Here is a 24,539-nt window from a genome sequence, read left to right on the forward strand (position 1 = left end):
AGCTACCTCCTCCTTTTGTTTACGCTATGCTTATTGTCGCCGGCTTGGCGCGTTTTCATACAATGTTCGTTCTCTGCGTGCACTTTTACTATGGGCAAATTGCAAATAGTCTTGCATAATTGCGGCCTGTTTGATAGAATATCACTTGTTCTTGAATATGGCGAAATGCGACAAAAGAATAACGTAGATAGGTAATTAACGGAGGTGAAATACATTGGCAAACATTAAATCTGCAATCAAACGTGCAAAAACAAGCGAAAAGCGCCGTGCTCATAATGCTGCGATGAAATCTGCAATGCGCACAGCCATCAAAAAATTCGAAGCGCTTGTAGAAGCAAAAGACGTAGAAAAAGCACAAGAAGCATTCGTTCTTGCGTCGAAGAAATTAGATAAAGCGGCAAGCAAAGGCTTAATCCATAAAAACGTAGCAAGCCGCCAAAAATCTCGCTTAGCGAAAAAATTAAACAGCATCACAGCGTAAAAACGACCTCTCTTAGGTCGTTTTTTTCATAAAGAAGCGATAAGAAAAAGCCGCACTATGCCGGCTTTTTGCTCCATTTTACAAGCAACAACTCAATAATGAGCTGCTTGTCCATCGCACTGCTTTTCATTTGGTAGTCTGCTTCCGCTAAATCATGGATGATGCGTAACAGTTCTTCCTCGGAAAATGAAGCCATTTGACCAAGCGCTAATTTCACACGGAACGGATGCACTTTCAAAATAGAGGCGATTTGCTGCTGCCCATACCCTTTCGTCGCTAATGCTTTCACTTGATATAAGAGGCGGAATTGGGAAGCAAGAAGCGAAACAATTTTAATTGGTTCTTCTTGATTTTCTACCAAATCATAAAACACTTGCAGCGCTTCTTCGATGTTGCGCTTGACCACTTTTTCGACAAGCACAAACGCATTTTGCTCCAACGTGCGCGATACAAGCATTTCCACCGTTTCTTCGGCAATCGTTCCTGCTTGTCCGACGTATAACGATAGCTTCTCTAATTCATTCGAAAGCATCGTTAAATTCGTCCCTACCAATGCCAGCACTCTTTCTTTTGCCTCGGCGGTTATCGTAGCTCCATGTTCTTGAACGCGCTCCTCGACCCAGCAGTACAACTCCTTTTCATTCAGCGGCGACGCGACAAATACTTCCGCTTCTTTCATTAAGCGCTTCGTTATTTTTTTCCGCTCGTCTAATTTTTCATACGCTCCTGTAAAAACAACAATGGAAAAAGGGGAAGGCGAAGCTATGTATTCCTCCAGTTTTTTTAGGTCGTGCTCCACCTTCTCTTTTCCTTTTTCCGCCGTTAAAAAAATAGGGTTTTTCACGACGACTACTTTTTTCTCCCCAAAAAACGGCAATGTTTCCGCCTCTTCCACCGCAACTTCCACCGGCGTTTCCTCACAATCATACACCGCTAAATGAAAATCGCGCTCCTCTTCCGTTAATGCGGCGCTGACAAGCCGTTTGACCGCTTCGTTTGCTAAAAACGGTTCCGTTCCATATACTAAATAAAGCGGCGCCAATGTTTGCCGATTGATTTTCTTAAAAAAATCCAACCCCATGTTTCTCTTCCCCATTTCTTTTTTCGTTCGCTCATTAAGATACACTGTTTTTTGGACATTTACAAGAGAGCCGGCAAACGGGGAAAGCCGACTCCCATTTTATATAAACGCTGATAAAGAAAAGTTCTTTATCAACGGGTATTACTATCTTATCCCGCGCGCTTGAAACTATTTGTGTTAACTGTTGTTAAGATAGGAAACGCATAATTGACGTATAGATTTTTTTCCCGTTTTGGCGTATACTAAAAATGATTGCACGAGGAGGGGTAAGGATCATGAACGAATTTGAGAAAAACGTACAGTGCACACGCAATGATGCGGTCGATTCTGGTGTCGGCTTCATGGTTTCCTTCGGCTTTTTCGCCACGATGTTCATTATTGCGACATTAGTGAAATACTTTGGTTCATGATGAAAAGAGATTGCTTTCGGCAGTCTCTTTTCTTTTTCCCCTCCTGCCGTGCTATATTTTATGGCACCATCACCATAAAGGTTCCGGTTTTTTTCGTATACCGATAGTGAATCGCTCCGTGCTCATCGATGCGTAAAACGGAGATATGATGCGCTTTTAACCGCTCCAGCACGATTTGGTGCGGATGGTGGTAGCGGTTATTTTTTCCGACGGAAATGACGGCTAGTTTCGGCATGATTGTTTGTAAAAACGATTCAGAGGTTGACGTTTCGCTGCCATGATGCCCAACTTTTAGTACGTCGGCGCGCAAATGTGGAAACGACGTAAGCAACTGTTGTTCTCCTTCTTTTTCTAAATCTCCAGTAAATAGCCATGATAACGGACCGAGCTTGGCGTATAACACGATCGAGCGGTTATTATCGGAAAGGGGAGCAGCGGTCGGCGTTGGATGAAGAACGAAAAACGATGCATCCCCTACTTTCCATCGATCCCCTTTTTGCCATTCTGTCACCGTAATGCCGTGTTTTTTCGCCATTGCAATCACGGGGGCTAACGCTTCGTTTACCGCCCCTTTCCCAATCGCTAATTCGCGGACATGGATTTGTCGGATGACTTCCGTCGCAGCTCCCATATGGTCCATATCGCCGTGGGTAAGGATTAAACGGGTGAGTTCACGCACCCCTTTCGCCCGCAAAAAAGGGACAACAACTTGTTTTCCGACGTCCCATTCGCTCGTTCGTATTTGCCACGGCTGTTTCGGAAGCGAAACAGTTCCACCGGTGTCGATTAAATAGACACCTTGGCGATACGGCAATTCAATATAAATGCAATCCCCTTGACCGACATCAAGAAACGCCACTTCCCCATACTTATCCATATACGGCCAACTCGCCTGCAATAATGCAACAAGCGCTACATATAGAAACGATCGGTACTTTCCTTGTTCCATTCGGCGAAACGCCCATACAATCGCCGCCCCATAACAACATAAGAAAATAGGTGACGGACGACCGAGCACGAACGAAAAAGGATCTTTTTCTGCCAAAAAAACGACCCATTCGTTCGTTGTTTCGATGATTCCGTTTACTAAGCGAATGAAAAAAGCGCCGACCGGTAATGAAAGGTAGCTCATTCCTAGCGAAAGAAGCGAAAGCGGCAAAATAAGAAACGAATACAGCGGAACAAACAAAAGATTAAGCGGGATGCTTAACAGCGAAACAGCAAAAAAGTGATATAGCACAAACGGCAATGCACTAACTTGAGCAATAAATGTCGTCAACGATAGACGAACGACCGCCGAATGGCGCTGGGCAATCGTCGTAATCGATAAAATGAGCGCAAACGATACGATAAACGACAGCTGAAATCCTGCTTGAAAAAGCGCGTACGGCTGAAAGGCAAGCATTAGTATACATGCTATGCTAAGGACATCTAACGGCACCATCGATGACTTTTGATAGCGAAGGATTAAAAAAAGCATTGCCATGAGCACCGCACGAACAACGGAAGGAGAAGCGCCTGTCATGACCATATATACCGGAAGACAAAGGAGGAGAACAAGCGTTGCCGTCTCTCGCGTCACGAAACGAATAAGTACATAAAAGCAAGCGCTAACTAATAACGTTACATGCGAACCAGAAATGGCTAATAAATGGATTAGCCCAAGTTTTTGATAGCCTATTTGCAGCTCCTCTTCCATCTCTGTTCGTTCACCGTAAATAAGCGCCTGCACAATGCCGGCAGAAGCAGGAGGAAACAAGTCAGCAATCGCGCGAAGCCCTTGCTGGCGCAACGTAAGCAGCTTTTCATATATGGTGAGAGGAGTCGGTGTACACTGCTGAAGCGAAAGCGATTGTGGGCGAACGAGCCAATGAATGTGCTGAAAGTGCAAATAGTCGCGGTAGTTAAAAGCGGCAAAGTTGCGAGAAGGCTCTGGTTTTTCTAAGTTCCCGCGGAACGTACAAACCATGCCAATCGCTAACTGAGAAAATTCGCGCTGCTGTTGTTCGCTTTTAAGACGGTATAGCAGTTGCACAGCTTCCCCCTCTTTTGTCCGAACGACCGCTTTGAAGCGATCGCCATCTATCGTAACAGGCGCTATGAAGCGAACGGTAAACTCCGTTTTTTCTTGTGGAAGAATGGTCGTATTATGGCGTTCGACCCAATTCGTATAGAGAAAAAAAAGGATGGCGGCACAGAGCGACGGAAGAAAAAGAAGGCGTTTGCGAAGAAAGAGGAAGAAGAAATAGCCGATGATGGCGATGGCATGAAGCGAATGAAATCGTTGCCCTCCACTTGTTACACCGAAAATCGCCGCGATGGCGATATATACGATATTCCCTTTCATTTTTCATCCCCTTTTATCGGGCATGCCACTAACGCATGCCCGCATTTTAATCGATGTGCTGAAGAAGCGAGAGCACATTTTTGTCAAACGGAACGTGACGAACGAGCACGTTTGCTTGCTGAAACAGCTCTAGCGCATACGGATGGTTTTTGTAGTCTTTGGCATAATAAACGGCGGAAATGCCGCTTTGAATAATTGCTTTACAGCAATGCAAACACGGGAAATGCGTGACGTAAATTTCCGCTCCTTCCGTTGGCACCCCGAATTTCGCACATTGCAAAATGGCGTTCATCTCGGCGTGAATCGTGCGAACGCAATGATTGTCAATAACGTAGCACCCTTCATCGATGCAATGAGCTCCCCCGGCAATCGAGCCGTTGTAACCGCCAGCGATAATTCGTTTGTCGCGAACGATCGTCGCCCCGACGGCAAGGCGTGTACACGTGCTGCGCAGCGCGAGCAAATGACTTTGTGCCATAAAGTATTGATCCCATGTAATTCGTTCCATTGCCCATCTCCCCTGTCCAATTGTTTACCATTAGTGTACTCGGTGAGAAAAAAGGCGTCAATTTCCTTAGCGAATGATAATTTGCCCTTTCATTTTTTCGAGCGATTTTTCGCCAATTCCTGATACGTTCAATAAGTCTTCTATTTTCCGAAACGGCCCATGTTCTTCCCGGTAAGCAATAATGGCAGCCGCTTTTGTCGGACCAATTCCTTGAATTTTTTGAATGTCTTCAATCGTTGCATGGTTAATGTCAATCTGTTCTTTTCCATCCGAAGTGTGATCCGGTGCTGGGGCGTTTTCTCCTTTTACCGGGACGTAAATCATCATTTCATCATGCACTTTCGCCGCTAAATTTACTTTTGTTTGATCGGCTTCGTTCGTGAACCCGGAAGCGAGCGCAATTGCATCGCGAACACGGGCGTTTTCTGCTAATTCATACACGCCTGGACGAACAACTGCCCCTTTCACATCGACGACGACCAAAGACGGTGCTTGCTTCTCTTCTTTCGTTTCCTGTCGTTCCGTTGCTTCGGTTAGCTGTACCGGAAAGGAAGTATTCTCTTCCGGTTGGCGATTGCTATAAAGAAAAAAGGCGAGTCCGAGCGCAAGAAGCACCCATACGTACCATCGTTGCTGCATGTTTTTTATCCACTGTTTCATCTTCCACCACCCTTTCAAAAATGTTGCATAAAAAAATATGTTTTTTCATACATATCGTGAAGAGAGGGATTGAAAAAATGGAACGTATGATCCATCACCTAAAGAAAGGGGGACGAGCCGTGAAAATCGGTGTGATTGGCACAGGAAACATGGGGAGAATGCTCATTGAAGCATGGATAGAAGCACGTGCGGTAGCTGAACAAGATATCGTCATCACGAATCGCACAATGAAAAAAGCGTTGGACGTTCAACACACTTACCCGCAAATCGAAGTAGTAGCCAATCCAGAAGAAGTCATTCAACGGACAAATATCGTCTTTTTATGCATCAAACCATTGGATATTCACCCCCTTTTAATCGAGCTAGCACCTTACTGGACAGCCGAGCATTGCCTCGTTTCGATCACAAGCCCAATTGCCGTCGAGCAGCTCGAGTCCGTTGTCCCTTGCCACGTCGTTCGCGTCATTCCGAGCATTACGAATCGGGCACTTTCTGGAAGTTCGTTAATTACTTTTGGCCATCGCTGTGCCGCGCATTACCGCAAGTATATCGAGCGTTTGTTTCAAGCAATTTCTACCCCTGTCTTCATCGACCAAGACATCACGCGAATCGCCTCCGATATCGCCAGCTGCGGACCAGCCTTTTTTAGCTATTTGCTGCAGCGGTTTATCGACGCTGCCGTACAAAAAACAAACATTTCAAAAGAGATGGCGACCGAATTGGCGAGCGACATGATCATTGGCGTTGGGGAATTGTTGAAAAAAAAGATGTACACCCTTCCGACATTGCAAGAAAAAGTGTGCGTCAAAGGTGGAATTACTGGGGAAGGCATTGCAGTGTTAGAAGCAGAAGTAGGCGAGATGTTTGCCCACGTTTTTGAAAAAACGAATGCAAAATTTGTCGAGGAAGTAAAAAAAGTTCATAACCAATTTCATTAATTCGGCAAAAACGACAAAATTCCTGCTAAAAAAATAAGCTGCCACCTTGGACAGCTTATTTTTTTGCGACGAAAAAAATCCGTTCCGACGTGTCGCACGGCGCGGAATCCGTAAAGTCGGCACATACTTCGAGCACAGTAAATCCTGCATCCGCGAGCCATTGTTCATATTGTTGCTGCGTAAACGTGCGCTGGACGTGCGATTCATCGTACCGCTCGTAACGCCCTCGGTCCGTTTGCACAAAAAACGTTAGTTCATGAGCGACCGTATACGGCGTATCAAGCGGCTCGCATTGCCAAATGTAGCTGACCGATTCATCGCTATCCGCAAACGTCGCTCCTTGGAACTGCTCCATTTTATAGACGGAATGAACGTCAAACAACAACAAGCCACCTTCTTGAAGCGCTGCATGCACCCGACGGAACGTTTGCATGACATCTGCTTCTGTTAATAAATAGTTGAGTGAATCGCAAAAAATGACAACGATATCGACTGGCGGAACGTCTAATTCGACCATATTTTGTTGGAAAAGCGCGACGTTCACACGCTCCCGCTCGGCTTTTTCTTGTGCAACGGCGAGCATATTTTCTGACAAATCGACCCCTGTCACAAAAAAGCCGTCTTTCGCTAAGCGAACGGCTAATTCCCCTGTTCCACAGCCAACATCGACCACCCGTTTCGCATCCGCACGACCGTATTGACGTACCTTTCGCTCGACAAATGCTTTCCATTCGTCATACGGCGCTTCGCTCATTAACGCATCATACCAATAGGCAAACGATTCGTACGTCATTGCACGAAATCACTCGCCACGTCTTCTACCGGCGCATCGCCCCAAAGACGTTCTAAATTGTAATATGCGCGGTCGTCTTTATGAAACACATGAACGACAACATCGCCTAAATCGACGAGCACCCATTTTGCTTCGTCGAATCCTTCTAATCGTTTGACCGGAATTTGTTGTTCTTCCGCCTTTTCTTTAATTTCCCGCGCAATAGCTTGCACTTGTTTTTCCGAATTGCCGTGGCAAATCATAAAATAGTCAGCGACAAGTGAAATACCTTTCATATTTAGCGCGACAATATTTTCTGCTTTTTTCTCATCGGCCGCCCGAACGGCGACGCGCAAAATATCACGTTCATTCACTGGCAGACTCCCCCTTTTTCTTCATCATGAGTGCATTATATGTTTCAATCGTCGTTGGATAAATCGGCTGATTTTTTTTCAATAAAAACTGAATTGTATTTTTTAACGCTTGGATGAGTGCTTCGTCTAAGTCGTGTTTCGCTAATTCGCGCACTTCTTCTACTCCAGGGAATATTCGTCCTGGTTCGATATAGTCGGCGATATAGATAATTTTCTCTAATAACGTCATGTCGCTACGACCAGATGTATGGTAACGAATCGCATTTAAAATGGCTTCGTCGTTAATGCCGACTTCCGTTTGCACTAAATAAGCGCCGACTGGCGCATGCCAAAGTTCGGTATTATGCAAAAGCAAATCGTTTGGCATATTTTGCTCTAAAATAATTCGTTTCATTTCCTCTTTCGGACGAAATTTTGCGTAGTCATGAAAAATGGCTGCTAACTCTGCCTTTTTTTCATCCGCCCCATACTGCTTCGCTAGAGCGATAGCGGTTTCCATCACTCCAAGCGTATGTTGGTAACGGTGATCGGTAAGCTGCTTTTGGACGATTTCTAACGCTTCATGACGTTCCATACAACCTCTTCCCCTCAATGTACTGCCGGACGCGTTCCGGAACTAAATAACGAATGCTTTTCCCTTGTTTTACCCGCTCGCGAATAAGCGATGACGATACAGCAAACTCAGGAATTTCGACTTCGATAATCGGATACAATGTGCGTAAAGAAAAGCCTGGACGCTTCACTCCGACAAACGTGACGAGCTGAACAAGTTCGTCAATACAATACCAATGCGGTAAATATTCTACCATGTCTGCACCGATGATAAAATAAAATTGATCGTTCGGATACATCTCTTTCAATTGCCGCATCGTATCATACGTATACGATGGTCCTTGGCGCATTAACTCAATCGTTTCCATTTTGAATTGCGGATGGTCAGCGATAGCTAGTTGTAACATCCGCAACCGATCGCTGCTGTTTGTCACTTGTTCGTGCTGCTTATGTGGCGGGATATGATTCGGCATAAACCAAATTTCCGATAACGTTAATGCGTGCAGCACTTCGTTTGCCATTAGTAAATGGCCGTTATGCGGCGGGTCAAATGTCCCGCCAAAAACACCAATTTTTCTCATTTTCCTTTCTCCTTATGAGCAGGAGTGTTACCGCGGCAATACAATTTGTTTGTTTTCTTTAGACTCTTTGTACAACACGATCGTGTTGCCAATCGTTTGAACAAGTTCGGCGCCTGCGCCACTTGCCAGCTGTTCGGCAACTACTTCGCGCGCTTCTTCGCAGTTTTGCAGCACACTTACTTTAATTAGCTCGCGCGCTTCTAGCGCATCGGCAATTTGTTTCACCATATTGGCATTGACCCCACCTTTTCCCACTTGGAAAATCGGTTTTAAATGATGAGCCATTGCCCGCAAAAACCGTTTTTGTTTTCCTGTTAACATGTTTTTCCTCCTAACTGTTGAATGACGACTTGTTTCATTCGTTCGACATTTGGAAATACTCCCGTCCATTTTTCAAACGCAAGCGCTCCTTGATAGACAAACATGCCGACGCCATTTTGCACAATTGCCCCTTTTTTCCGCGCTTCTTTTAGCCATTTCGTTTCGAGCGGATTATAGATAATGTCGCTGACGATCGTTCGTTCGTTTACATGTTCTAGCGACAACGGCATCGCGTCTACGTTTGGCGAAAGCCCGACCGATGTCGTATTAATAATAATATCATATTGCGAAAGCCGTTCTTCTGCTTCTGTCAACGAATAGGCGCGTCCGTTCACCGAAATATCGCTTTCTTCGAGCAGCCGCTCCGCTTTTTCTTTCGTGCGGTTGCAAATATCAATCTGCTCTGCCTGTGCAGTTGCCAACGAAAAATAAATGCCCCTCGCTGCACCGCCAGCTCCGATTAATAAAATGCGTTTTCCTTGAATCGTTGTATTTGTTTCTTCGACAAGTGCCCGAACAAATCCTTGGCCATCTGTATTATAGCCGATGAGGCGGTCATTTTCACGAACAATCGTATTCACCGCCCCGATGCGCTTTGCCATTTCATCCACTTCATCCAACAGCGGAATAACGGCGGTTTTATGTGGAATCGTGACATTGATCCCAGCAACTCCAAGTGCTTTCATTCCCCTAATCGCGTCCGCAAGCGCCTCTTTTTCGACATGAAACGCATGGTAATACGCATCGATACCAAGCGTTTGAAACGCATCGTTATGCATCAGTGGCGATAACGAATGGTGAATCGGACAGCCGATGACCCCGTAAAGTTGCTTCACTTCTCCTCTCCCCCTTAGCATTAAATAAGCGACTTACGCAATAATACGTTTACCCCTTTTGGAACGTACGCAATCACTTGCGCCCCTGGCTCATTGCACGTCACCCAGCCAAGCCCAGAAAAGACGATATCCGTTTTCGCTTCTTTAATCGTAAACGAATGGGCGACAAGCGGCGGAAACGTGTCCGCATCGCTTTTTTTCGGCGGCTGAAGCAACTCTCCAAGCTGTTTTTCATACAGTTCGTCGGCGTGTTCGCGCTTCGTCCGGTGAATAAGCAAGTCGTTGGCGAAATAGCAAACAAACGAACGACGACCACCTTTGACATAGTCAAGCCGCGCCAATCCGCCAAAAAATAGCGTTTGTTGTTCGTTTAGTTGGTACACTTTCGGATGAATTTCCCGCTTTGGCGTAATCGTTTTTAAATCTTTCTTATCGACAAAATGCGCCATTTGCTGATGGTTAATAATCCCTGGCGTATCATAAATAGCCGCTCCATCGTCGAGCGGAATTTCAATCATATCAAGCGTCGTCCCCGGAAAGTACGACGTCGTAATGACATTCCCTTCCCCGGTCACTTCGCGAATCATCCGGTTAATAAACGTCGATTTGCCAACGTTCGTACAGCCGACGACGTAGACGTTTTTCCCATCGCGGTATTGCTCAATCGCTTCCATCACCCGCTGCATACCAATTCCTTTCGCCGCACTAATTAAGCAAACATCGATTGGTTTCAGTCCTAGTTCTTTCGCCGACTGCTTCATCCATTGAATCAACTTCGGATACTTGACCGACTTTGGCAATAAATCGACTTTGTTGCCAACAAGTAAAATCGGATTGTTGCCGACAAAGCGATGTAACCCCGGTAGCCAACTTCCGTTGAAATCAAAAATGTCAACAAGTTTGACAACAAGCGCTTCCGATTGGCCGATTTCGTGCAATATTTTTAAAAAATCGTCGTCTGTTAACGAGACGTCTTGAATCTCATTGTAATGCTTTAAACGAAAACAGCGCTGGCAAATAATTTCTTCTTTCTCCAATGCTGAAGGAGGCGCGTAGCCAAGTTTTGTTTCGTCTTCCGTCTGAATGTGTACTCCGCATCCGATGCAGCGCATTGTTTCACTCCTCCCAATAAATCATTCCGCGTCGTTTCATGACGTGCAATAGTTGCCGTTCAATTTTTCGGTTAAATTTTGTCCAAAACCCGTCCGTCTGCGCCACCGGAACAACTAAAATCGTATGCAGCCCAAGCCGGTTGCCACCTAGTACGTCCGTCAACAGCTGGTCGCCGATAACGACGACTTCTTCTTTCGCTAGCTTCATCGTTTGTAGTGCCTCGCTAAAGGCGCGCGTCAACGGCTTTCTCGCTTCAAAAATAAACGGAATGCCGAGCGGTTCGGCAAATGATTGAACGCGTTTTTTATTATTGTTCGACACGATGACAACTTGAATGCCGCTCTCTTTCATCGCCCGAAACCATTCGACTAATTGTGGTGTCGCTGACGGTCTGTCCCATTCGACAAGCGTATTATCTAAATCGGTAATAATCCCTTTAATTCCTTTTTTCTTTAGTTCGTTTGGCGTAATCGCGAATACGCTTTTCGCGTATTCGTTCGGCAAAAAATAATGAAGCACCGACTGTTCCACCTCTCATTTCCATGTTTCGCCTTTTCCCATCATACATAATTTTCGACAACGTTTCAAAACAAAGTTTGACACATTTATACAAAATAGAAAAACTTTTCGACAAAATTCTTCATTCCCACAACTTGTGGATAACTATACCCACATCACCCACAAGCTTTTTATCTCGTTCTTTTACGTTTATAAACACTATTTCCACACGTTATCCACTTTTTACTGTGGATAACAGAACGGTTGTTCTCTCCTTACAGTCATGGTAAAGTAAAAGTAACTTACCATTATATGTATCGCATACGATTTTTATTCCACTGTTAAAGGAGGGTTCTTGCCATGAAACATTTATCGGACGATTTGCTCATTGAATCTTATTTTAAGGCAGTCGAGTTAAAGCTGAACCCTGAATTTATTGAGTTAATCGAAAGAGAAATTCACCGCCGCTCGCTAGGACATAAAATTAAACTTTCTTCATAACGGAGCTTTTAGCTCCTTTTTGTTTTTTCCGTCCAAAAACCGAGCCGCTCGCCTACTTTCACATCCATCGGCGGAACGATCCGTTCGTCAAGGATCATGCTCCCTTTTTCAAATAAAAGCACAACGGTTGAGCCAAACGAAAAGTACGCCATTTCTTCCCCTTTGACTAAATGCTCATTCGGATGGGTCCATTCAATGCTGTTGACAAACATAGCCCCTACTTTCACGACCGCGACATGTTTGCCGCCCGCGCCAATTTCCGTAATGACCCGATAATTTTTCGCCAGCGGTTTTCTCCCGTATTTCAATCCGAGACGATTCACCGGATACGAACGGTTGCCGAGCTCCCATTGTTTCGTCACCGTCCCGGAAATCGGGCTATGAATGCGATGATAATGGCTTGGGCTTAAATATAAAACAATAAATAGCCCGTTTAAATATTTTTCCGCCGCGGCTTCGCTACCAAGCATTTCAGCGATGGAATACGTTTTTCCTTTGACGACGATTTCTTTTTGCTCACTAATCACACCAATATCTTCAATCACCGCATCAACCGGGCTGACGACACTATTTGGCATAGGGTCAATCGGGCGTACGCCTGCTTTTAGCTTTCGGATAAACAGTTGCTGCAACGTTTTATAATGACACAAATTTTTCTCCATTTCTTCTTGATTAATTTGATACACTTTTGCATAAGATGGAATGAGCCATGCACTTACGCGCGACTGGGTAAATCGCGACAGCAATTTCGCAGAAAGCGCATGGTTTGTCAATTCAATCATCAGACGGTACAACCATTTGAACAAACGATATTCCCTCCAATTTATTCTAGAATGAACTTTTACTACTTCCCATATTATAAATAAAATGAGTATAATGGAAGTATATCTTGTTGTTTCGTGCGATAGAAGGAGCGTGAAAACATGTTTTTATCCGATTATATTGATCATACGTTAAAAAAGCTAAAAGCGAACACGGCAAACATCTTAACCTTGACAAATTTGACGTTAGGCGGCTTTTCTGTTTTATTCACGTTAAAAGGGCAATTAAACGCGAGCTTGCTGTTCATTTTTCTTGCGGCACTCGCTGACCGATTTGATGGGACGGTGGCACGAAAGCTCGGAATTGAGTCCGAACTTGGAAAACAATTGGACTCAATGAGTGATATTATATCATTTGGAGTGGCACCTGCACTATTGCTTTATCAAAGTTTAATGCAAGATTTTGGCGTACCAGGGGCGTTTTTCACGATTTTATATATCGGCTGCGGGGCGTTTCGCTTGGCACGCTTTAACATTACGGAAAATAACGGCTATTTTTCCGGGTTGCCGATTACTGCTGCTGGAGTGTTATTAACGTTTAGCTATTTCGGTGTTCATTATTTTCCACCGCAATTTTTCTTTTTTCTTCTGATCACATTATCGTTTTTAATGGTGGGAACATTTAAGCTGAAAAAAGTATAAGCTGCCAATGGGCAGCTTTTTCTATTTATAGAAATTTTATTATTCGTACCTTTTTCCCTTTTCAATCTTCCGTATTAATTATATGATAAATTTGAACAATGGCGCGATTGTTCTAGGGATATGCTTGAATGTGGTGATGAATTAACGGGGGGATCGTTTTTGGACAAAACATCGATTATCGGAATTATTCTCGGAATTATTGCCGTCGGGGTTGGGATGTATTTTAAAGGGGTTAGCCCTGTCGTCTTGATTAACCCTGCTGCGTTTTTAATTATCATCGTCGGAACAGCGGCATCGGTCTCGATTGCCTTTCCTACTCGCGATATTAAGCGGTTGCCGAAATTATTTGGCGTCATTTTTAAAGAACAAAAAATCCCAACAGTAGAAGAGCTTATTCCGTTGTTTGTCGAATGGGCAAATATCGCTCGCCGGGAAGGATTGTTGGCGTTAGAAGCGAAAGTGGCAGAAATTGAAGATCCGTTTTTGCGCAACGGGCTTAGTTTAGCGATTGACGGACAGACGCAAGATTTTATTCGTGACGTCATGTCGGAAGAAATTGCGGCAATGGAAGAACGCCATCAAGCGAACGCCGCCATTTTTACCCAAGCCGGGACGTACGCACCGACGCTCGGGGTATTAGGGGCGGTTGTCGGGCTTATCGCTGCGTTAGGACATATGGATAACGTCGGCGAACTTGGACACGCGATTAGTGCCGCGTTCGTTGCGACGTTAATGGGGATTTTCACCGGATACGTCTTATGGCACCCGTTTGCGAACAAGCTGAAGCGAAAATCGAAGGAAGAAGTAAAAGTAAAAGAAATTATGATTGAAGGGGTGCTGTCGATTCTAGAAGGACAAGCGCCGCGCGCAATTGAGCAAAAGCTTGCTTCCTATCTCCCAGAAAGCGAACGGAAAAAAATATTAGGACAGGGAGAGGCAAAAAATGAGTAAAAAAAAGAAGCATCACCACGAGGAACATATTGACGAAACGTGGCTCATTCCGTACGCCGACCTTTTAACGCTGCTGCTGGCGCTCTTTATCGTCTTGTTCGCCAGTAGCCAATTAGACCAAAAAAAATTCCAAGAAATCGCCCGCTCGTTTAGTAGCGCGTTAGCGGGCGGTCTTGGCGTCTTTGATTTCCCAAGCCCGGTCGAACAAAACAACCCGCAAACATCTGTTCCGAATAAAGAGCGCTTAACGAAAAACGAGCAAGAAAACCTCGTGGAACAAGAAGGATTGCGGGAACTGCAAGCAAATATTAATAAATACATTGAAGAGAAGCATTTACAAGCCAATTTAAAAACAGCGTTGACCGAAGAAGGGCTGCTCGTGACGATTTCTAACGACGTCTTATTTGACTCTGGTAGTGCAGACGTAAAACCGCAATATCGCCAAGTGGCGCAAGAAATTTCCCGTCTGCTCGTCATGAATCCACCGCGCAATATTATTATTAGCGGCCATACGGATAACGTTCCAATTCGCAACTCAAAATTTGCTTCCAACTGGGAACTAAGCGTCATGCGGGCGGTGAATTTTATGAAACTATTATTGGAAAACAAACAGCTCGATCCGCGCATGTTTAGCGCCAAAGGATACGGGGAGTTTAAACCAATTGCCTCTAATGCGACTCCTGAAGGAAGAATGAAAAACCGCCGCGTCGAAATTTTAATTGCGCCAAATACCGCTTCTTCCAGCGCACGTTAAAAAGCTGACATTTTTGTCAGCTTTTTTACATATCGCTAAAAGAAGTTCGACTTCAAGCAGCGCGAAGCAGAAGCAGTTGGCAAGCGAATCGCTTGCCAACTACGGCAGAAAAGTTAGGAATAGAGCGCTATCAAATGGTTTTGTTAATCAACACACCTGAGTTTAAAGTTTAAATGAAAATTTAATCACCCCTGCTTTTACCATCGCTTCAATGACAATGACGATCGCTGGACCGATAAATAGTCCAAGGAAGCCAAGCAGGCGAAAACCTAAATAGACGCTCACTAACGCAGCAAGCGGGCTAATGCCTAGGTTCGACGAGAAAATTTTTGGCTCAATCGTCCGACGAATGACGGTAATAACGACAAATAGCACAATTAACCCAATGCCGGTTGCGCCATGCCCGTTGGCGAGATTAAAAATGCCCCACGGCACTAATACCGACCCTGTCCCTAAAATCGGCAAAATATCGACAATGACGATTAACAGCGAAAAGAGAAGCGGATAATCGACCCGCAACATAAGCAAGCCGCCTAACGCAAGCAAAAACGTAATGACGCTTAATAAAAACTGCGCTTTAATAAACCCAACGCCGGCACGGCTTAATTGGGTCATAATAATCGTCAAGCGCTGTTTTGTGCGCTCGGACAAATGGTTTTCCAGCGCTTTTTTTAAACGAGGCCAATCTAGGCTAATAAGAAAAAGCGCGACTAAGTAAACGAGAAAATGAATCAAAAATTCCGGAATCATCGTCACGTAACGAATCATCGATTGCGTCAAATTCGTCGCAAACGACAAAAGCATATTTTTCAACGTCTCGACGCTATTTTCGAGCGAAACAATAATTTCGCGCGGAATTGAGCTAGAGTATGATTGCCATTTGCGGATCAGTTGATTGACAACCGTTGTCATCTCTGATAAAAGTGATGGCATCTTTTGTGAAAACATAATTGTCTGCTCGACGAGAATCGCGATGATAAAGTAAGAAAGCCCTCCAATCGCAAGCAAAAAAAGCGAAAAGACGAGCGCGACGGCATGAACCCGCTTTAAACGGCCTTTTTGCAGCTTTTGCACTGCTGGTTCTAAGAGAAAGGCAGTAATAAACGCAAAAAGGAGCGGCAAACTATACGGTAATAAAAAGAAAGCGAGTGCCACTAGTATTGCAACGACAAGCCATTTTTTCATCATGCTTCATTCAACCCATTTCTTTGTTCAACTTTTCCTACTCATTACTATAACGAAAGGAAGGCGGACAATCAATAAAAAACGGTCGCCATCGACCGCTTCAAAATTTCCCTGTCCATTGGAACGCTAACACGAGCAAGCCAAGCGCCCATACATAAATAGCAAACATTTTTAGCGAATGTTTTTGTAAATAACGAATCATCCAACGCACCGCGATATACCCAAAAAACGCAGAGGAAACCGTTCCGACAACTAACGCACTGAGCGAAATCGTTTCCGCCTGTCCTTCTAATAAATCGATCGACTGAAGCACAATCGCCCCAGCAATCGCTGGAATCGATAATAAGAAAGAAAAGTACGCCGCCGTTTCCCGATCGAGCTTGCGAAAAAGCCCTCCAACAATCGTCAGCCCAGAGCGAGAAATCGCTGGGAAAATAGCTGCTGCTTGAAACGTACCGATCACAAACGCATCCGTATATGTAATATCTTCCATCCGCTTATAGCCGTGCTTTATTCCATCCGAGAACCAAAGAAACATACCGGTAATTAAAAACTCCCAGCCGATTGTCACTCCTGTTTTCGAAATCTCTTCAAAATAATCTTTAAACAACAACCCAACAACGACCGCTGGCACTGTACCAACGATTAACAAAAACGTAAGCTTGCTGAACGGTTTGCGAAGCATATAAAGCAGTTCCTCTTTATAAATGACAAACACAGCGAGCAAGGTGCCAATATGAAGCATTGTATCAAGGAATAGTCCAGCTTCGTCCAATCCAAATAAATGCCGCCCTAAGTACAAATGACCGGTGCTGCTAATCGGCAAAAACTCTGTCATTCCTTGGATAAATCCTAAAATCAATGCTTCTAGTTTGGTCATCCTCTTCTCTCCTATCCGTTATTTTTTCGCCGGCGATAAAGCTGAACGACAATGTATAGCGCCATCACGATGAGCGCACCAAACGCTACCGGTCGCAAATACGGCTGCGCAATTTCATCAATTTTTTGCCAATTGCTACCTAACTTTTCCCCTAGAAAAATGAAAAAAATCGACCATGGAATAATTGCACCGATCGTATAGATAGTAAACCTTGTCGCCGACATGTTCGCAATCCCTGCTGGAATCGAAATCGCGTGGCGAACGACTGGAATGAATCTTGCTGTAAAAATAACGCCAGGACCGTATTTGCGGAACCATTCTTCCGATAAATCAAGATGCGCTTTCTTAATCAACAAATACTTCCCATATTTATCTAAAAACGGACGCCCTCCGTATAACCCCATCCAATAAAGGAATAGCTGGGCAATCGTTCCGCCGATTGTACCAGCAATCACGGCGCCAACAAACGACACTTCTCCCCGCGACACTAAATAGCCAGCATAGGCTAATACGATTTCGCTCGGAATGACTTCAATCATTAACGCAAGAGCAATTCCGATATAGCCAAGGTCGATAAGAAACGTAAAAATAGACTGTATGAACTCGTGCATCGTTTTTCCTCCTATGTATAAGCCAAGCTCTTATTACACCATATTCAACAGTAAATTATACTATACGGCCAACCGGAAAAAAATAAAAAATTCGGCCACCTCATTCATGAGGTAGCCTCGTTTTCATTTATGCGCTTTTCACGACTTCGTTCACGTATTGCGTCGCTTTTTCTTCGTTATACTGCCCTTCCCATTTCGACATGACGACAGCTGCCAATGAGTTGCCAACGACATTTACCGCTGTCCGCGCCATATCTAAAATCCGGTCGATACCTGCGATAAACGCTAACCCTTCGACAGGAATACCAACTGTCCCTAGCGTCGCCAATAATACAACGAACGAAACGCCTGGCACGCCCGCAATCCCTTTCGAAGTGACCATCAAAACTAATAAAAGCGAAATTTGCTGCGAAATTGGCATATCAATACCATACAGCTGCGCAATAAAAATTGCCGCTAGCGCTTGATAAAGCGTCGATCCGTCTAGGTTGAACGAATAGCCGGTCGGAATGACAAACGAAGTAATTGCTTTCGGACAGCCGAACTTCTCCATTTTCTCCATAATTTTCGGCAATACCGTTTCTGAGCTTGCCGTGCTGTACGCTAATACAAGCTCGTCTTTTAAAATTTTAATCATATGCCATAAGTTTACTTTTACTAGTTTAGCAACAATGCCAAGTACGACAACAACAAAAAAGACCATCGTTCCATACACAACAAGCACGAGTTTACTTAACGGAATAAGCGATTGTATCCCAAATTTGGAAACCGTCACACCGATTAAGGCAAATACACCAAACGGCGCAAATTTCATAATTTGATTTGTGACGTAAAACATCGCGTCGGCTACACCTTGGAAAAACTGTAGCACCACTTTTCCTTTCTCACCAATTGCCGCAACCCCTAATCCAAACATGACGGAAAAGAAAATAATTGCGAGCATATTTCCAGTCGAAAGCGCCTCAAAAATGTTTTTCGGCACGATGTTAACGACCGTGTCAATCATCGAGTGGCTTTGTACTTCATGTGTTGTATCGACATACGCTTGAATGTCTGTTTTTTCAAGCGTCTTCATGTTCACGCCCGTACCTGGATGGAAGAGGTTTGCCGCAAGCAACCCGACAACGATTGCTATTGTCGTAATAATTTCAAAATACAAAATTGTTTTTCCACCCAATTTTCCAAGTTTTTTAATATCGCCAACGTTAGCAACACCAACGATTAAACTTGATACAACAATTGGAATAACAATCATTTTAATTAAACGAAGGAAAATATCGCCGATCGGCTGCAAGTACGTCGCAACCTCTGGATTCCCATAGAAAACTGCTCCTACCGCAATCCCAAGAAGCAGGCCAATAAAAATTTGCCATGCCAATCCTATTTTTTTCATTTGTCTACCCCCTTTTGGACATAAAATAACAAAGCTATTCTAATATGTTCATTTTGTTATGTCAAGAATATTCATATAATACTGTAATTTATTTCCTTTTATTTTTAAAAAGTGGTCAAACACGAACAACTTCATGCGTTCATATATATAACTAACGGCCTTGTGCCTAATTTGAGGAGGGTGGGGTGGAAAGATGTCGGGCATTTTGTCTGCACTAGCGTATGTCATTAAAGAGATAATGTTTTTCGTTTCTTATATTAAAAACAACGCATTTCCCCAACCGTTAAGCGCGCAAGAAGAAGAGATGTATTTGCAGCGAATGGCAGAAGGCGATGAAGAAGCTCGCAATCTCCTAATCGAGCACAATTTGCGGCTTGTTGCCCATATCGTAAAAAAGTTTGAAAATACCGGTGAAGAGGCGGAAGATTTAATCTCGATCGGGACGATCGGGTTAATTAAAGCGATTGAAAGCTACTCACAAGGAAAAGGAACGAAACTAGCCACATACGCAGCGCGGTGTATTGAAAATGAAATAATTATGACAATAGTATGCGTTATAAAATGTAAAAAGAACGCTGTTTAAGCGTTCTAAAATAAGTGAATTTCGATATTTTCTTTGTCAATGACGCGGATTTCTTTGACAACTTTGCGGATCAATGTCTGTTTGATTTCAAAGTCAATTTCTTCTTTGTGATTCAAGAAAAAGTCAATTGCTTCTTGCAAAATGTGTTCGTTCGGCTTGCTTTCTTGCATTTCTTTGAGTTGTTGTTCCAGCTGGTTGTATTGTTCAATCAGCTCTTTTTCTCGTTGCTGCAAGTTGCGTATTTCTTCTTTCACTTCTTCAAGGTCGAATTCGTCGTCATCAGACATTGTGACAAGCGACAGCAGGCGTTTGCGTCCTTTCCGCGCTCGGTCAATCTCTTTTTCTAGCCTTTCTAGTTCTTTCTTTTCATAGCTATTTTCAACGTCAGCGACCGGTTGGAATTCTTGTATTCGTTCTGGATGGTTGAATAGATCAAGAAGGTAGTTCCATACTTCTTGTTCGATTTCGTCCGCGCGAACGACCATTCCGCAACCACGGTGTTTTGCGCCAGCTGTGTTTTTTCTGTCCGTGTATTCGCGATGATATTTCCCCCAGTTTTTCATCAATCGCCCGGTCATTGTGTTCCCGCATTGTGTGCAACGTAACAGCCCTGAAAGCAAATATTGACGTTTCGATGCTTTCGTATAGCGCCTTCGCGCTTGATCTAGCAGCATTTGCGCTTGCTGAAATTGCTCTTCTGAAACAATTGCCGGAACATCCACATAGATCCATTCATCTTTGCTCCGCAAGCGCATCGGCACTTTTTCATTGCGATACTTATTCGCCAGCATGCCTTCTGTATTCCACTTGTTTTGCGGTTTTCTCCCTGCATACGTTTCATTCATCAATATTTGCCGTACCACTTGCCGATGCCACACCGTTTTTCCCGTTTTTGTCGGTATTTTTCTCTCAGTCAAATGCAATGCAATGCCGTTTACGCCTTTGAAACGCTCTTGAACGAAACTGTCAAATATGAAGCGAACGATTTCAGCTTCACTTTCATTTATTTTGAGTTGTCCCGTCTGTTTATCATAATCATATCCATATATTCGGTCATTCTTCACAACTTTTCCTTGTTTCGCTTTTCTTTTCCGCCCTGCCATCGTCCTCTCACGAATTTTCGCTTTTTCAAATTCGGAAATAGCGCCGCGCATCGCAAAAAATAACTTTCCCTCAGGAGTATTTGCATACTCGCCGTTCACAAAAAGCAATTCGACATTATGCTTTCTAAACTCATCATCTAGCAGCAGCTGGTGCATGAGATTACGCGCCAGCCGGTCGGGATCGTACACAATGACGGTATCGATCATTCTGTTTCGTATATCGTTGCGCAAGCGTTCCAGCCCTGGACGCTCAAGAAATTCGCCGGAAAAGCCTTCATCGGTGTATATCATTACATCGTCCGTTTTCGCCTTTTTCTTCGCTTCTTCGATCTGATGAGCGATTGAATATCCTTTCTGTGCCGATTCTTCCGTCGATACTCTTGCGTAGATAGCTTTCATTTCTCTTTGCTATCTCCCTTCTATATATCTTCACTAAATAATGATAGCAGGCTTGAATATTGTTGTCAGTATGCTTTCCCTTTATAACCCGTACATTCATCGCGCATACCTCCCTTGTTTGAAGATATGCTGGCGCTGGTTGTACGAATGAAAAAAACAGATAGCATGTGCAAGCATGCTATCTGTTTAATCTAAAACGATTCCGTATTTCTTATAGCAAAGATTCTTGATTCGGCTGACTTCCCGTTTATAGTGTTCAATTAGAATCGTGCTATTTTTTTTGTATCCTTGTCTAAGCAAAAAACACTTTCGATTGTATTCCTTCACAAGCGCGTATAGTTCGTCAGGATGAACGTTGTACTTGTCCAAGTTCGCGCGCCTCCTTCAGCGCTTCTTCGAAATAGTACGTCACTTCACGGGCAAATTTGCCGATAAAAAAGCCGATTGCTACAAACATTCCGAATACCGCCGTCAGCTCTCGATTCGTGAAAGCTGCAATCATTCCAGTTGGATTGACTGTTAGGACGATGACAAAAACAGCTGGGATTGAAAGGATCGTATAAAACAAGCTCCACAACAAGTCTTTTTTCTTCATGCTGCACACCCTTCCTCGACTTTTCGCAGCACCGATTCAAGCAGTTGCAACGTTTCGTTTTCTTTGTAGTCGATGTTTTCGCGTTCAGCTTGTCGTTTTAGTTCTTGCGTATAGAACGATAGAAAAGAATGCAGCATAGTAGCTTGTTCATCGTTGAATTCGATGTTGTATGAATCACATTCCCCTTTTTGCTCTAATTGCTCGCTAAGCGCAGCTGTAATCGAATCATAGCAAGCAACTTTCCTTTTTCCCTCGAAAAGCCCGTAATTTCGCTTGAGCGCTTTTTTAATCTCTTTTCGCATGATATTCATATGCAAAAGCAGCATAGCAAATTCTTTGTTTGTGAGATTCATTTCATTTCCCCCTATCGTTTTTTCGTATTTCGTCTAAGTATTCTTGTAGCTTCCGATTTTCCGTTTCCGTCAGTTCGTCCGGCTTCATCATGAAAAATGAGTTTCGGCCGATCCTAATTCGTCGGTCAGCAAATTGTTTCACTCGTTCCCAGTGCATACAGACGGACGGAAGTAAAATATAGCCCATGCGATTTACGATGTCTTGCGCGATTTCAAGCTGCTTGAAAAAATAGAATTTCTGCGTGATTTTTGCGAACTTCACGACTGGAATAGACGGAAAATGATACAACAATGTACGCGGATCTTTTTCTTTATAGTGCTGCGGCACCAGTGAGTAGTTCATGGGCAGCCCTCCTAACTGTTCCACGCGCTTTGTCGTGTATTTCCTCTAAAGTTTGAAAAAATTCGTTCCCCTCTCGTTCTTTTTCTGGAAGAGGAAAGCCTAGCACCATTGTGTCGGTGTCATATAGACCGAGCTTAAAAATCTTTTTCGCTTTCCACATCGGCAAAAACTGTTTGTGCATAAATTCGCCCGTCTGATAGTCGGTGAAGTGAATCGCAAACCCACGGTCGCCGATTTTTCGAACGTTGATAAGCACTTCAACAATTTGCCGAATACGGCTGTCCACGTTGTTAATTGACGGCGAACAGTAAATTTGCACGCTTTTCATTTTGCGTGTAAACATCATGACTTCTGTTGCGATCGTCGCGCCGTATTTCGACCATTTGCGGTTTGAAAACGCCATTTGCGCTTCGTCCCAGCAACAAATGCTGCCTTGCGCTTCTGCTACCTTATACCAGTCTGTATAGTGTTCAAGAGGAATCGAATCTTTCAAGCCGTAGTTTGAAAAAAGTTGAATATCACCGCCACGCGCACGCACTTTTTCTCGCCAATGATGCGCCAAAAGCGACATCATCAACGTTTTCCCAGCGCCGAGAGGACCTTGGATAAAGAAATGATGTGCCATTACCGTTTTCCTCCCTTCTCAACGCCATTCGGCGCGACAATGACCGGCTTTGGCGGTTTCGGAATAAGCGCTTCGATTGTATCAATGTAATACTGCGGATCAGCGACAAGCACTTTTCCTTGCATGATAAAGTTGATAATTTCTCGATACGGATCGCTATTTCCGTGTAAATATTCATTTTTCGATAGACTTTCAAGTAATAAAATCGCTTTAATTTGCCATTCTTGCAGCTCTTGCGCTTTTGTCGTCATTTCTTCAAGTACTTGTTTTACGTCTGATATGTGCTGCACTTGCGGAAACAAGTCATCGGAAATGACACTTTGTAGTTTTTCAGCATTGCTTGTTCCTTGCATATGCGATCACCCCTTTACAAGTTCGACAAGCTCATTGACCTTCTTTTGAAGACGCTCGATGCAAGGATAATTCCATTGCTCATCTATGCTCGCCATTTCTTCGATCGTGTCGATCATGCCTTTCAATTCAAAAATGAGAAATGCAACTTGATTCGACATGATTACTTCCCTCCAGCGCAGCTTGAAATACCAAGGATGATGAATGCAAAGAACACAAGCCCGAATAGAAGTATTTTCGTTAAGTCGAATTGACTTTGCGGCTCTGGCTGGCGATACGACGTTATTTGCCGTAATACAATGCTTTTCTCCAGCTCAGCAAGCCGTTTTGTTTCCTGGACGGAACGTGACGGTGCGCGATAGAAAAAATGTCGTCCTTCGATTCCTGTCGTTACCTCGCAATCGTGAATCGGAACGCAATACTTTCCTGTGACATATATCGCATTGTCGCGAATTTCATCGATGCGTTGAATGTCGCTTGTTTTTTGTTCGTCGTCGAACACTATGAGAATGTCGTTTGTTTCCGGAAAAAACTCATCTTTTTCTTTTCGTTTGAAGAATGCCATTAGATGACCGCCTTTCTTTGTTGTTTTTTCTTTCTATTTGAAAACTGGACAACCTTCCAACCGAAAAATGCGACAACGCCAACGCCACTTGCTGCTCCAGCGCCTAGCGTAAACATGTAGAAAAACGCATCTACCACCATTTCACACCTTCTTTCAGAGAATAATAGAGCCGCATAACAGAACGGAAAATAAGCAACGAGCCGAGAATAACCACTGACATAAGCGCCGACGAAATAACGAGCTGCCACGCTGTCGGCAAGTCTCCAAACACAGAAAGATACTTTCCGACATTCAGCCCTTGCGCCGTTATTTGTCCGACCGCCCGCAATTTGTCTATCGCCATATCTAAAAACGTGATAGGAGGATTAAAGATTTTATCAATGAAACTATGAATCGAATCTTTAATATTCAT

34 protein-coding genes and 1 pseudogene are annotated in these 24,539 nt (G+C 43.9%); 8 read left to right on the forward strand and 27 right to left on the reverse strand.

Annotated elements, in window-relative coordinates; translation table 11 throughout:
- The first annotated feature begins 214 nt into the window (after positions 1-214).
- Positions 215-481 carry a 30S ribosomal protein S20 gene (gene rpsT / locus GGR02_RS06625; protein ID WP_183183950.1) on the forward strand — a complete coding sequence of 89 codons (267 nt, stop codon included), beginning with the start codon at positions 215-217 and terminating at the stop codon, positions 479-481.
- Between the two features lie 55 nt (positions 482-536).
- Here the strand turns inward: rpsT and holA are convergent, their stop codons facing one another.
- The gene (gene holA, locus GGR02_RS06630) at positions 537-1,562 is read right to left on the reverse strand and encodes a DNA polymerase III subunit delta (protein WP_183183951.1); all 1,026 of its coding nucleotides are present in this window, start codon (positions 1,560-1,562) and stop codon (positions 537-539) included.
- A 275-nt stretch (positions 1,563-1,837) separates the two neighbouring features.
- On the opposite strand from holA, the gene GGR02_RS06635 reads away from it, so the two are divergent.
- Positions 1,838-1,972, forward strand: a complete 135-nt coding sequence (locus GGR02_RS06635) for a YqzM family protein (protein WP_084256359.1) — start codon at positions 1,838-1,840, stop codon at positions 1,970-1,972.
- A 58-nt stretch (positions 1,973-2,030) separates the two neighbouring features.
- On the opposite strand, the gene GGR02_RS06640 is transcribed toward GGR02_RS06635, so the two are convergent.
- The 3 genes from GGR02_RS06640 to GGR02_RS06650 all read right to left on the reverse strand — a co-directional run bounded on the left by GGR02_RS06640 (position 2,031) and on the right by GGR02_RS06650 (position 5,487).
- The gene (locus GGR02_RS06640; protein WP_183183952.1) at positions 2,031-4,319 is read right to left on the reverse strand and encodes a DNA internalization-related competence protein ComEC/Rec2; all 2,289 of its coding nucleotides are present in this window, start codon (positions 4,317-4,319) and stop codon (positions 2,031-2,033) included.
- A 46-nt stretch (positions 4,320-4,365) separates the two neighbouring features.
- Entirely contained in the window at positions 4,366-4,827 is a 462-nt protein-coding gene (locus tag GGR02_RS06645; protein WP_183183953.1) for a ComE operon protein 2, read from the reverse strand.
- 66 nt (positions 4,828-4,893) lie between these two features.
- Positions 4,894-5,487, reverse strand: coding sequence for a helix-hairpin-helix domain-containing protein (locus GGR02_RS06650; RefSeq protein WP_183183954.1), 594 nt, complete (start codon positions 5,485-5,487; stop codon positions 4,894-4,896).
- Between the two features lie 119 nt (positions 5,488-5,606).
- On the opposite strand from GGR02_RS06650, the gene comER reads away from it, so the two are divergent.
- Positions 5,607-6,425 (forward strand): late competence protein ComER, encoded by an 819-nt coding sequence (gene comER, locus GGR02_RS06655; RefSeq protein ID WP_183184015.1) that lies wholly within the window; start codon positions 5,607-5,609, stop codon positions 6,423-6,425.
- Positions 6,426-6,480: 55 nt separating this feature from the next.
- On the opposite strand, the gene GGR02_RS06660 is transcribed toward comER, so the two are convergent.
- The 8 genes from GGR02_RS06660 to GGR02_RS06695 are packed head-to-tail and all read right to left on the reverse strand — an operon-like array spanning position 6,481 to position 11,493.
- Positions 6,481-7,218 carry a class I SAM-dependent DNA methyltransferase gene (locus GGR02_RS06660; RefSeq protein WP_183183955.1) on the reverse strand — a complete coding sequence of 246 codons (738 nt, stop codon included), beginning with the start codon at positions 7,216-7,218 and terminating at the stop codon, positions 6,481-6,483.
- Positions 7,215-7,571: a ribosome silencing factor gene (gene rsfS / locus GGR02_RS06665; RefSeq protein ID WP_183183956.1), complete on the reverse strand. Its 357-nt coding sequence runs from the start codon at positions 7,569-7,571 to the stop codon at positions 7,215-7,217. Before rsfS ends, GGR02_RS06660 begins: the two co-directional genes overlap by 4 nt.
- Positions 7,564-8,145: a bis(5'-nucleosyl)-tetraphosphatase (symmetrical) YqeK gene (gene yqeK, locus GGR02_RS06670; RefSeq protein ID WP_183183957.1), complete on the reverse strand. Its 582-nt coding sequence runs from the start codon at positions 8,143-8,145 to the stop codon at positions 7,564-7,566. Before yqeK ends, rsfS begins: the two co-directional genes overlap by 8 nt.
- A complete protein-coding gene (locus tag GGR02_RS06675) occupies positions 8,132-8,704 on the reverse strand; it encodes a nicotinate-nucleotide adenylyltransferase (protein ID WP_183183958.1) in 573 nt (190 codons plus the stop codon). Before GGR02_RS06675 ends, yqeK begins: the two co-directional genes overlap by 14 nt.
- A gap of 27 nt (positions 8,705-8,731) precedes the next feature.
- Complete coding sequence (yhbY, locus tag GGR02_RS06680) at positions 8,732-9,025, reverse strand: ribosome assembly RNA-binding protein YhbY (RefSeq protein WP_183183959.1); 294 nt, start codon at positions 9,023-9,025, stop codon at positions 8,732-8,734.
- Positions 9,019-9,861, reverse strand: a complete 843-nt coding sequence (aroE, locus tag GGR02_RS06685) for a shikimate dehydrogenase (protein ID WP_183183960.1) — start codon at positions 9,859-9,861, stop codon at positions 9,019-9,021. Before aroE ends, yhbY begins: the two co-directional genes overlap by 7 nt.
- Before the next feature lie 20 nt (positions 9,862-9,881).
- Complete coding sequence (gene yqeH, locus GGR02_RS06690) at positions 9,882-10,973, reverse strand: ribosome biogenesis GTPase YqeH (protein ID WP_183183961.1); 1,092 nt, start codon at positions 10,971-10,973, stop codon at positions 9,882-9,884.
- Between the two features lie 4 nt (positions 10,974-10,977).
- The gene (locus GGR02_RS06695) at positions 10,978-11,493 is read right to left on the reverse strand and encodes a YqeG family HAD IIIA-type phosphatase (RefSeq protein WP_183183962.1); all 516 of its coding nucleotides are present in this window, start codon (positions 11,491-11,493) and stop codon (positions 10,978-10,980) included.
- 339 nt (positions 11,494-11,832) lie between these two features.
- On the opposite strand from GGR02_RS06695, the gene GGR02_RS06700 reads away from it, so the two are divergent.
- Complete coding sequence (locus GGR02_RS06700; RefSeq protein WP_066326297.1) at positions 11,833-11,973, forward strand: sporulation histidine kinase inhibitor Sda; 141 nt, start codon at positions 11,833-11,835, stop codon at positions 11,971-11,973.
- Positions 11,974-11,981: 8 nt separating this feature from the next.
- Here GGR02_RS06700 and GGR02_RS06705 read toward each other — a convergent pair whose 3' ends face one another.
- Positions 11,982-12,779 (reverse strand): phosphatidylserine decarboxylase, encoded by a 798-nt coding sequence (locus GGR02_RS06705; protein ID WP_183183963.1) that lies wholly within the window; start codon positions 12,777-12,779, stop codon positions 11,982-11,984.
- 117 nt (positions 12,780-12,896) lie between these two features.
- On the opposite strand from GGR02_RS06705, the gene pssA reads away from it, so the two are divergent.
- From pssA to motB, 3 genes are all read left to right on the forward strand, one after another.
- A complete protein-coding gene (gene pssA, locus GGR02_RS06710; RefSeq protein ID WP_183183964.1) occupies positions 12,897-13,436 on the forward strand; it encodes a CDP-diacylglycerol--serine O-phosphatidyltransferase in 540 nt (179 codons plus the stop codon).
- A 159-nt stretch (positions 13,437-13,595) separates the two neighbouring features.
- Positions 13,596-14,387 (forward strand): flagellar motor stator protein MotA, encoded by a 792-nt coding sequence (gene motA / locus GGR02_RS06715; protein ID WP_183183965.1) that lies wholly within the window; start codon positions 13,596-13,598, stop codon positions 14,385-14,387.
- Positions 14,380-15,141 carry a flagellar motor protein MotB gene (gene motB, locus GGR02_RS06720; RefSeq protein ID WP_183183966.1) on the forward strand — a complete coding sequence of 254 codons (762 nt, stop codon included), beginning with the start codon at positions 14,380-14,382 and terminating at the stop codon, positions 15,139-15,141. Before motA ends, motB begins: the two co-directional genes overlap by 8 nt.
- Positions 15,142-15,303: 162 nt before the next feature.
- Here the strand turns inward: motB and ytvI are convergent, their stop codons facing one another.
- The 4 genes from ytvI to GGR02_RS06740 form a co-directional block, all read right to left on the reverse strand.
- Positions 15,304-16,326 carry a sporulation integral membrane protein YtvI gene (gene ytvI, locus GGR02_RS06725; RefSeq protein ID WP_183184016.1) on the reverse strand — a complete coding sequence of 341 codons (1,023 nt, stop codon included), beginning with the start codon at positions 16,324-16,326 and terminating at the stop codon, positions 15,304-15,306.
- A 100-nt stretch (positions 16,327-16,426) separates the two neighbouring features.
- Positions 16,427-17,206: an undecaprenyl-diphosphate phosphatase gene (locus tag GGR02_RS06730; RefSeq protein ID WP_183183967.1), complete on the reverse strand. Its 780-nt coding sequence runs from the start codon at positions 17,204-17,206 to the stop codon at positions 16,427-16,429.
- Positions 17,207-17,217: 11 nt separating this feature from the next.
- Positions 17,218-17,817, reverse strand: coding sequence for a DedA family protein (locus GGR02_RS06735; protein ID WP_183183968.1), 600 nt, complete (start codon positions 17,815-17,817; stop codon positions 17,218-17,220).
- 127 nt (positions 17,818-17,944) lie between these two features.
- Positions 17,945-19,210: a cation:dicarboxylate symporter family transporter gene (locus GGR02_RS06740; RefSeq protein ID WP_183183969.1), complete on the reverse strand. Its 1,266-nt coding sequence runs from the start codon at positions 19,208-19,210 to the stop codon at positions 17,945-17,947.
- Between the two features lie 193 nt (positions 19,211-19,403).
- Here GGR02_RS06740 and GGR02_RS06745 point away from each other — a divergent pair.
- Positions 19,404-19,784 (forward strand): annotated as a pseudogene (locus tag GGR02_RS06745) (sigma-70 family RNA polymerase sigma factor); the annotation flags it as partial.
- A 14-nt stretch (positions 19,785-19,798) separates the two neighbouring features.
- Here GGR02_RS06745 and GGR02_RS06750 read toward each other — a convergent pair.
- The 10 genes from GGR02_RS06750 to GGR02_RS06795 all read right to left on the reverse strand — a co-directional run bounded on the left by GGR02_RS06750 (position 19,799) and on the right by GGR02_RS06795 (position 24,539).
- Positions 19,799-21,295, reverse strand: coding sequence for a recombinase family protein (locus GGR02_RS06750; protein ID WP_183183971.1), 1,497 nt, complete (start codon positions 21,293-21,295; stop codon positions 19,799-19,801).
- A gap of 343 nt (positions 21,296-21,638) precedes the next feature.
- A complete protein-coding gene (locus GGR02_RS06755; RefSeq protein WP_183183972.1) occupies positions 21,639-21,890 on the reverse strand; it encodes a hypothetical protein in 252 nt (83 codons plus the stop codon).
- The gene (locus GGR02_RS06760) at positions 21,887-22,243 is read right to left on the reverse strand and encodes a hypothetical protein (protein ID WP_183183973.1); all 357 of its coding nucleotides are present in this window, start codon (positions 22,241-22,243) and stop codon (positions 21,887-21,889) included. Before GGR02_RS06760 ends, GGR02_RS06755 begins: the two co-directional genes overlap by 4 nt.
- A 1-nt stretch (position 22,244) precedes the next feature.
- Entirely contained in the window at positions 22,245-22,586 is a 342-nt protein-coding gene (locus tag GGR02_RS06765) for a hypothetical protein (protein ID WP_183183974.1), read from the reverse strand.
- Complete coding sequence (locus GGR02_RS06770) at positions 22,555-23,211, reverse strand: ATPase (protein WP_183183975.1); 657 nt, start codon at positions 23,209-23,211, stop codon at positions 22,555-22,557. Before GGR02_RS06770 ends, GGR02_RS06765 begins: the two co-directional genes overlap by 32 nt.
- Positions 23,211-23,564 carry a hypothetical protein gene (locus GGR02_RS06775; protein ID WP_183183976.1) on the reverse strand — a complete coding sequence of 118 codons (354 nt, stop codon included), beginning with the start codon at positions 23,562-23,564 and terminating at the stop codon, positions 23,211-23,213. The genes GGR02_RS06770 and GGR02_RS06775 overlap by 1 nt, the downstream gene beginning before the upstream one ends.
- Before the next feature lie 6 nt (positions 23,565-23,570).
- Complete coding sequence (locus GGR02_RS06780) at positions 23,571-23,723, reverse strand: hypothetical protein (protein WP_183183977.1); 153 nt, start codon at positions 23,721-23,723, stop codon at positions 23,571-23,573.
- A 2-nt stretch (positions 23,724-23,725) separates the two neighbouring features.
- Positions 23,726-24,127, reverse strand: a complete 402-nt coding sequence (locus tag GGR02_RS06785; protein ID WP_183183978.1) for a hypothetical protein — start codon at positions 24,125-24,127, stop codon at positions 23,726-23,728.
- On the reverse strand, positions 24,127-24,267 hold the full coding sequence (locus GGR02_RS06790; RefSeq protein WP_183254016.1) for a hypothetical protein: 141 nt from the start codon (positions 24,265-24,267) through the stop codon (positions 24,127-24,129). Before GGR02_RS06790 ends, GGR02_RS06785 begins: the two co-directional genes overlap by 1 nt.
- A complete protein-coding gene (locus GGR02_RS06795) occupies positions 24,258-24,539 on the reverse strand; it encodes a hypothetical protein (RefSeq protein WP_183183979.1) in 282 nt (93 codons plus the stop codon). The genes GGR02_RS06790 and GGR02_RS06795 overlap by 10 nt, the downstream gene beginning before the upstream one ends.

Origin of the sequence: Anoxybacteroides voinovskiense, from assembly GCF_014196205.1 — a bacterium.
GTDB lineage: Bacteria > Bacillota > Bacilli > Bacillales > Anoxybacillaceae > Anoxybacteroides > Anoxybacteroides voinovskiense.

What these genes read in the sequence shown, in the direction of transcription:
- holA (WP_183183951.1), bottom strand. Translation starts at nt 1,562, where the DNA reads ATGGGGTTGGATTTTTTTAAGAAAATCAATCGGCAAACATTGGCGCCG.
- GGR02_RS06640 (WP_183183952.1), bottom strand. Translation starts at nt 4,319, where the DNA reads ATGAAAGGGAATATCGTATATATCGCCATCGCGGCGATTTTCGGTGTA.
- GGR02_RS06730 (WP_183183967.1), bottom strand. Translation starts at nt 17,206, where the DNA reads ATGACCAAACTAGAAGCATTGATTTTAGGATTTATCCAAGGAATGACA.
- GGR02_RS06635 (WP_084256359.1), top strand. Translation starts at nt 1,838, where the DNA reads ATGAACGAATTTGAGAAAAACGTACAGTGCACACGCAATGATGCGGTC.
- GGR02_RS06775 (WP_183183976.1), bottom strand. Translation starts at nt 23,564, where the DNA reads ATGCAAGGAACAAGCAATGCTGAAAAACTACAAAGTGTCATTTCCGAT.
- pssA (WP_183183964.1), top strand. Translation starts at nt 12,897, where the DNA reads ATGTTTTTATCCGATTATATTGATCATACGTTAAAAAAGCTAAAAGCG.
- GGR02_RS06765 (WP_183183974.1), bottom strand. Translation starts at nt 22,586, where the DNA reads ATGAACTACTCACTGGTGCCGCAGCACTATAAAGAAAAAGATCCGCGT.
- GGR02_RS06795 (WP_183183979.1), bottom strand. Translation starts at nt 24,539, where the DNA reads ATGAATATTAAAGATTCGATTCATAGTTTCATTGATAAAATCTTTAAT.
- yhbY (WP_183183959.1), bottom strand. Translation starts at nt 9,025, where the DNA reads ATGTTAACAGGAAAACAAAAACGGTTTTTGCGGGCAATGGCTCATCAT.
- motB (WP_183183966.1), top strand. Translation starts at nt 14,380, where the DNA reads ATGAGTAAAAAAAAGAAGCATCACCACGAGGAACATATTGACGAAACG.
- GGR02_RS06770 (WP_183183975.1), bottom strand. Translation starts at nt 23,211, where the DNA reads ATGGCACATCATTTCTTTATCCAAGGTCCTCTCGGCGCTGGGAAAACG.
- yqeH (WP_183183961.1), bottom strand. Translation starts at nt 10,973, where the DNA reads ATGCGCTGCATCGGATGCGGAGTACACATTCAGACGGAAGACGAAACA.
- GGR02_RS06700 (WP_066326297.1), top strand. Translation starts at nt 11,833, where the DNA reads ATGAAACATTTATCGGACGATTTGCTCATTGAATCTTATTTTAAGGCA.
- GGR02_RS06785 (WP_183183978.1), bottom strand. Translation starts at nt 24,127, where the DNA reads ATGGCATTCTTCAAACGAAAAGAAAAAGATGAGTTTTTTCCGGAAACA.
- GGR02_RS06660 (WP_183183955.1), bottom strand. Translation starts at nt 7,218, where the DNA reads ATGACGTACGAATCGTTTGCCTATTGGTATGATGCGTTAATGAGCGAA.
- GGR02_RS06790 (WP_183254016.1), bottom strand. Translation starts at nt 24,267, where the DNA reads ATGGTGGTAGATGCGTTTTTCTACATGTTTACGCTAGGCGCTGGAGCA.
- yqeK (WP_183183957.1), bottom strand. Translation starts at nt 8,145, where the DNA reads ATGGAACGTCATGAAGCGTTAGAAATCGTCCAAAAGCAGCTTACCGAT.
- GGR02_RS06645 (WP_183183953.1), bottom strand. Translation starts at nt 4,827, where the DNA reads ATGGAACGAATTACATGGGATCAATACTTTATGGCACAAAGTCATTTG.
- GGR02_RS06675 (WP_183183958.1), bottom strand. Translation starts at nt 8,704, where the DNA reads ATGAGAAAAATTGGTGTTTTTGGCGGGACATTTGACCCGCCGCATAAC.
- GGR02_RS06750 (WP_183183971.1), bottom strand. Translation starts at nt 21,295, where the DNA reads ATGAAAGCTATCTACGCAAGAGTATCGACGGAAGAATCGGCACAGAAA.
- GGR02_RS06735 (WP_183183968.1), bottom strand. Translation starts at nt 17,817, where the DNA reads ATGCACGAGTTCATACAGTCTATTTTTACGTTTCTTATCGACCTTGGC.
- GGR02_RS06760 (WP_183183973.1), bottom strand. Translation starts at nt 22,243, where the DNA reads ATGAATCTCACAAACAAAGAATTTGCTATGCTGCTTTTGCATATGAAT.
- GGR02_RS06780 (WP_183183977.1), bottom strand. Translation starts at nt 23,723, where the DNA reads ATGTCGAATCAAGTTGCATTTCTCATTTTTGAATTGAAAGGCATGATC.
- GGR02_RS06650 (WP_183183954.1), bottom strand. Translation starts at nt 5,487, where the DNA reads ATGAAACAGTGGATAAAAAACATGCAGCAACGATGGTACGTATGGGTG.
- ytvI (WP_183184016.1), bottom strand. Translation starts at nt 16,326, where the DNA reads ATGAAAAAATGGCTTGTCGTTGCAATACTAGTGGCACTCGCTTTCTTT.
- GGR02_RS06740 (WP_183183969.1), bottom strand. Translation starts at nt 19,210, where the DNA reads ATGAAAAAAATAGGATTGGCATGGCAAATTTTTATTGGCCTGCTTCTT.
- GGR02_RS06755 (WP_183183972.1), bottom strand. Translation starts at nt 21,890, where the DNA reads ATGAAGAAAAAAGACTTGTTGTGGAGCTTGTTTTATACGATCCTTTCA.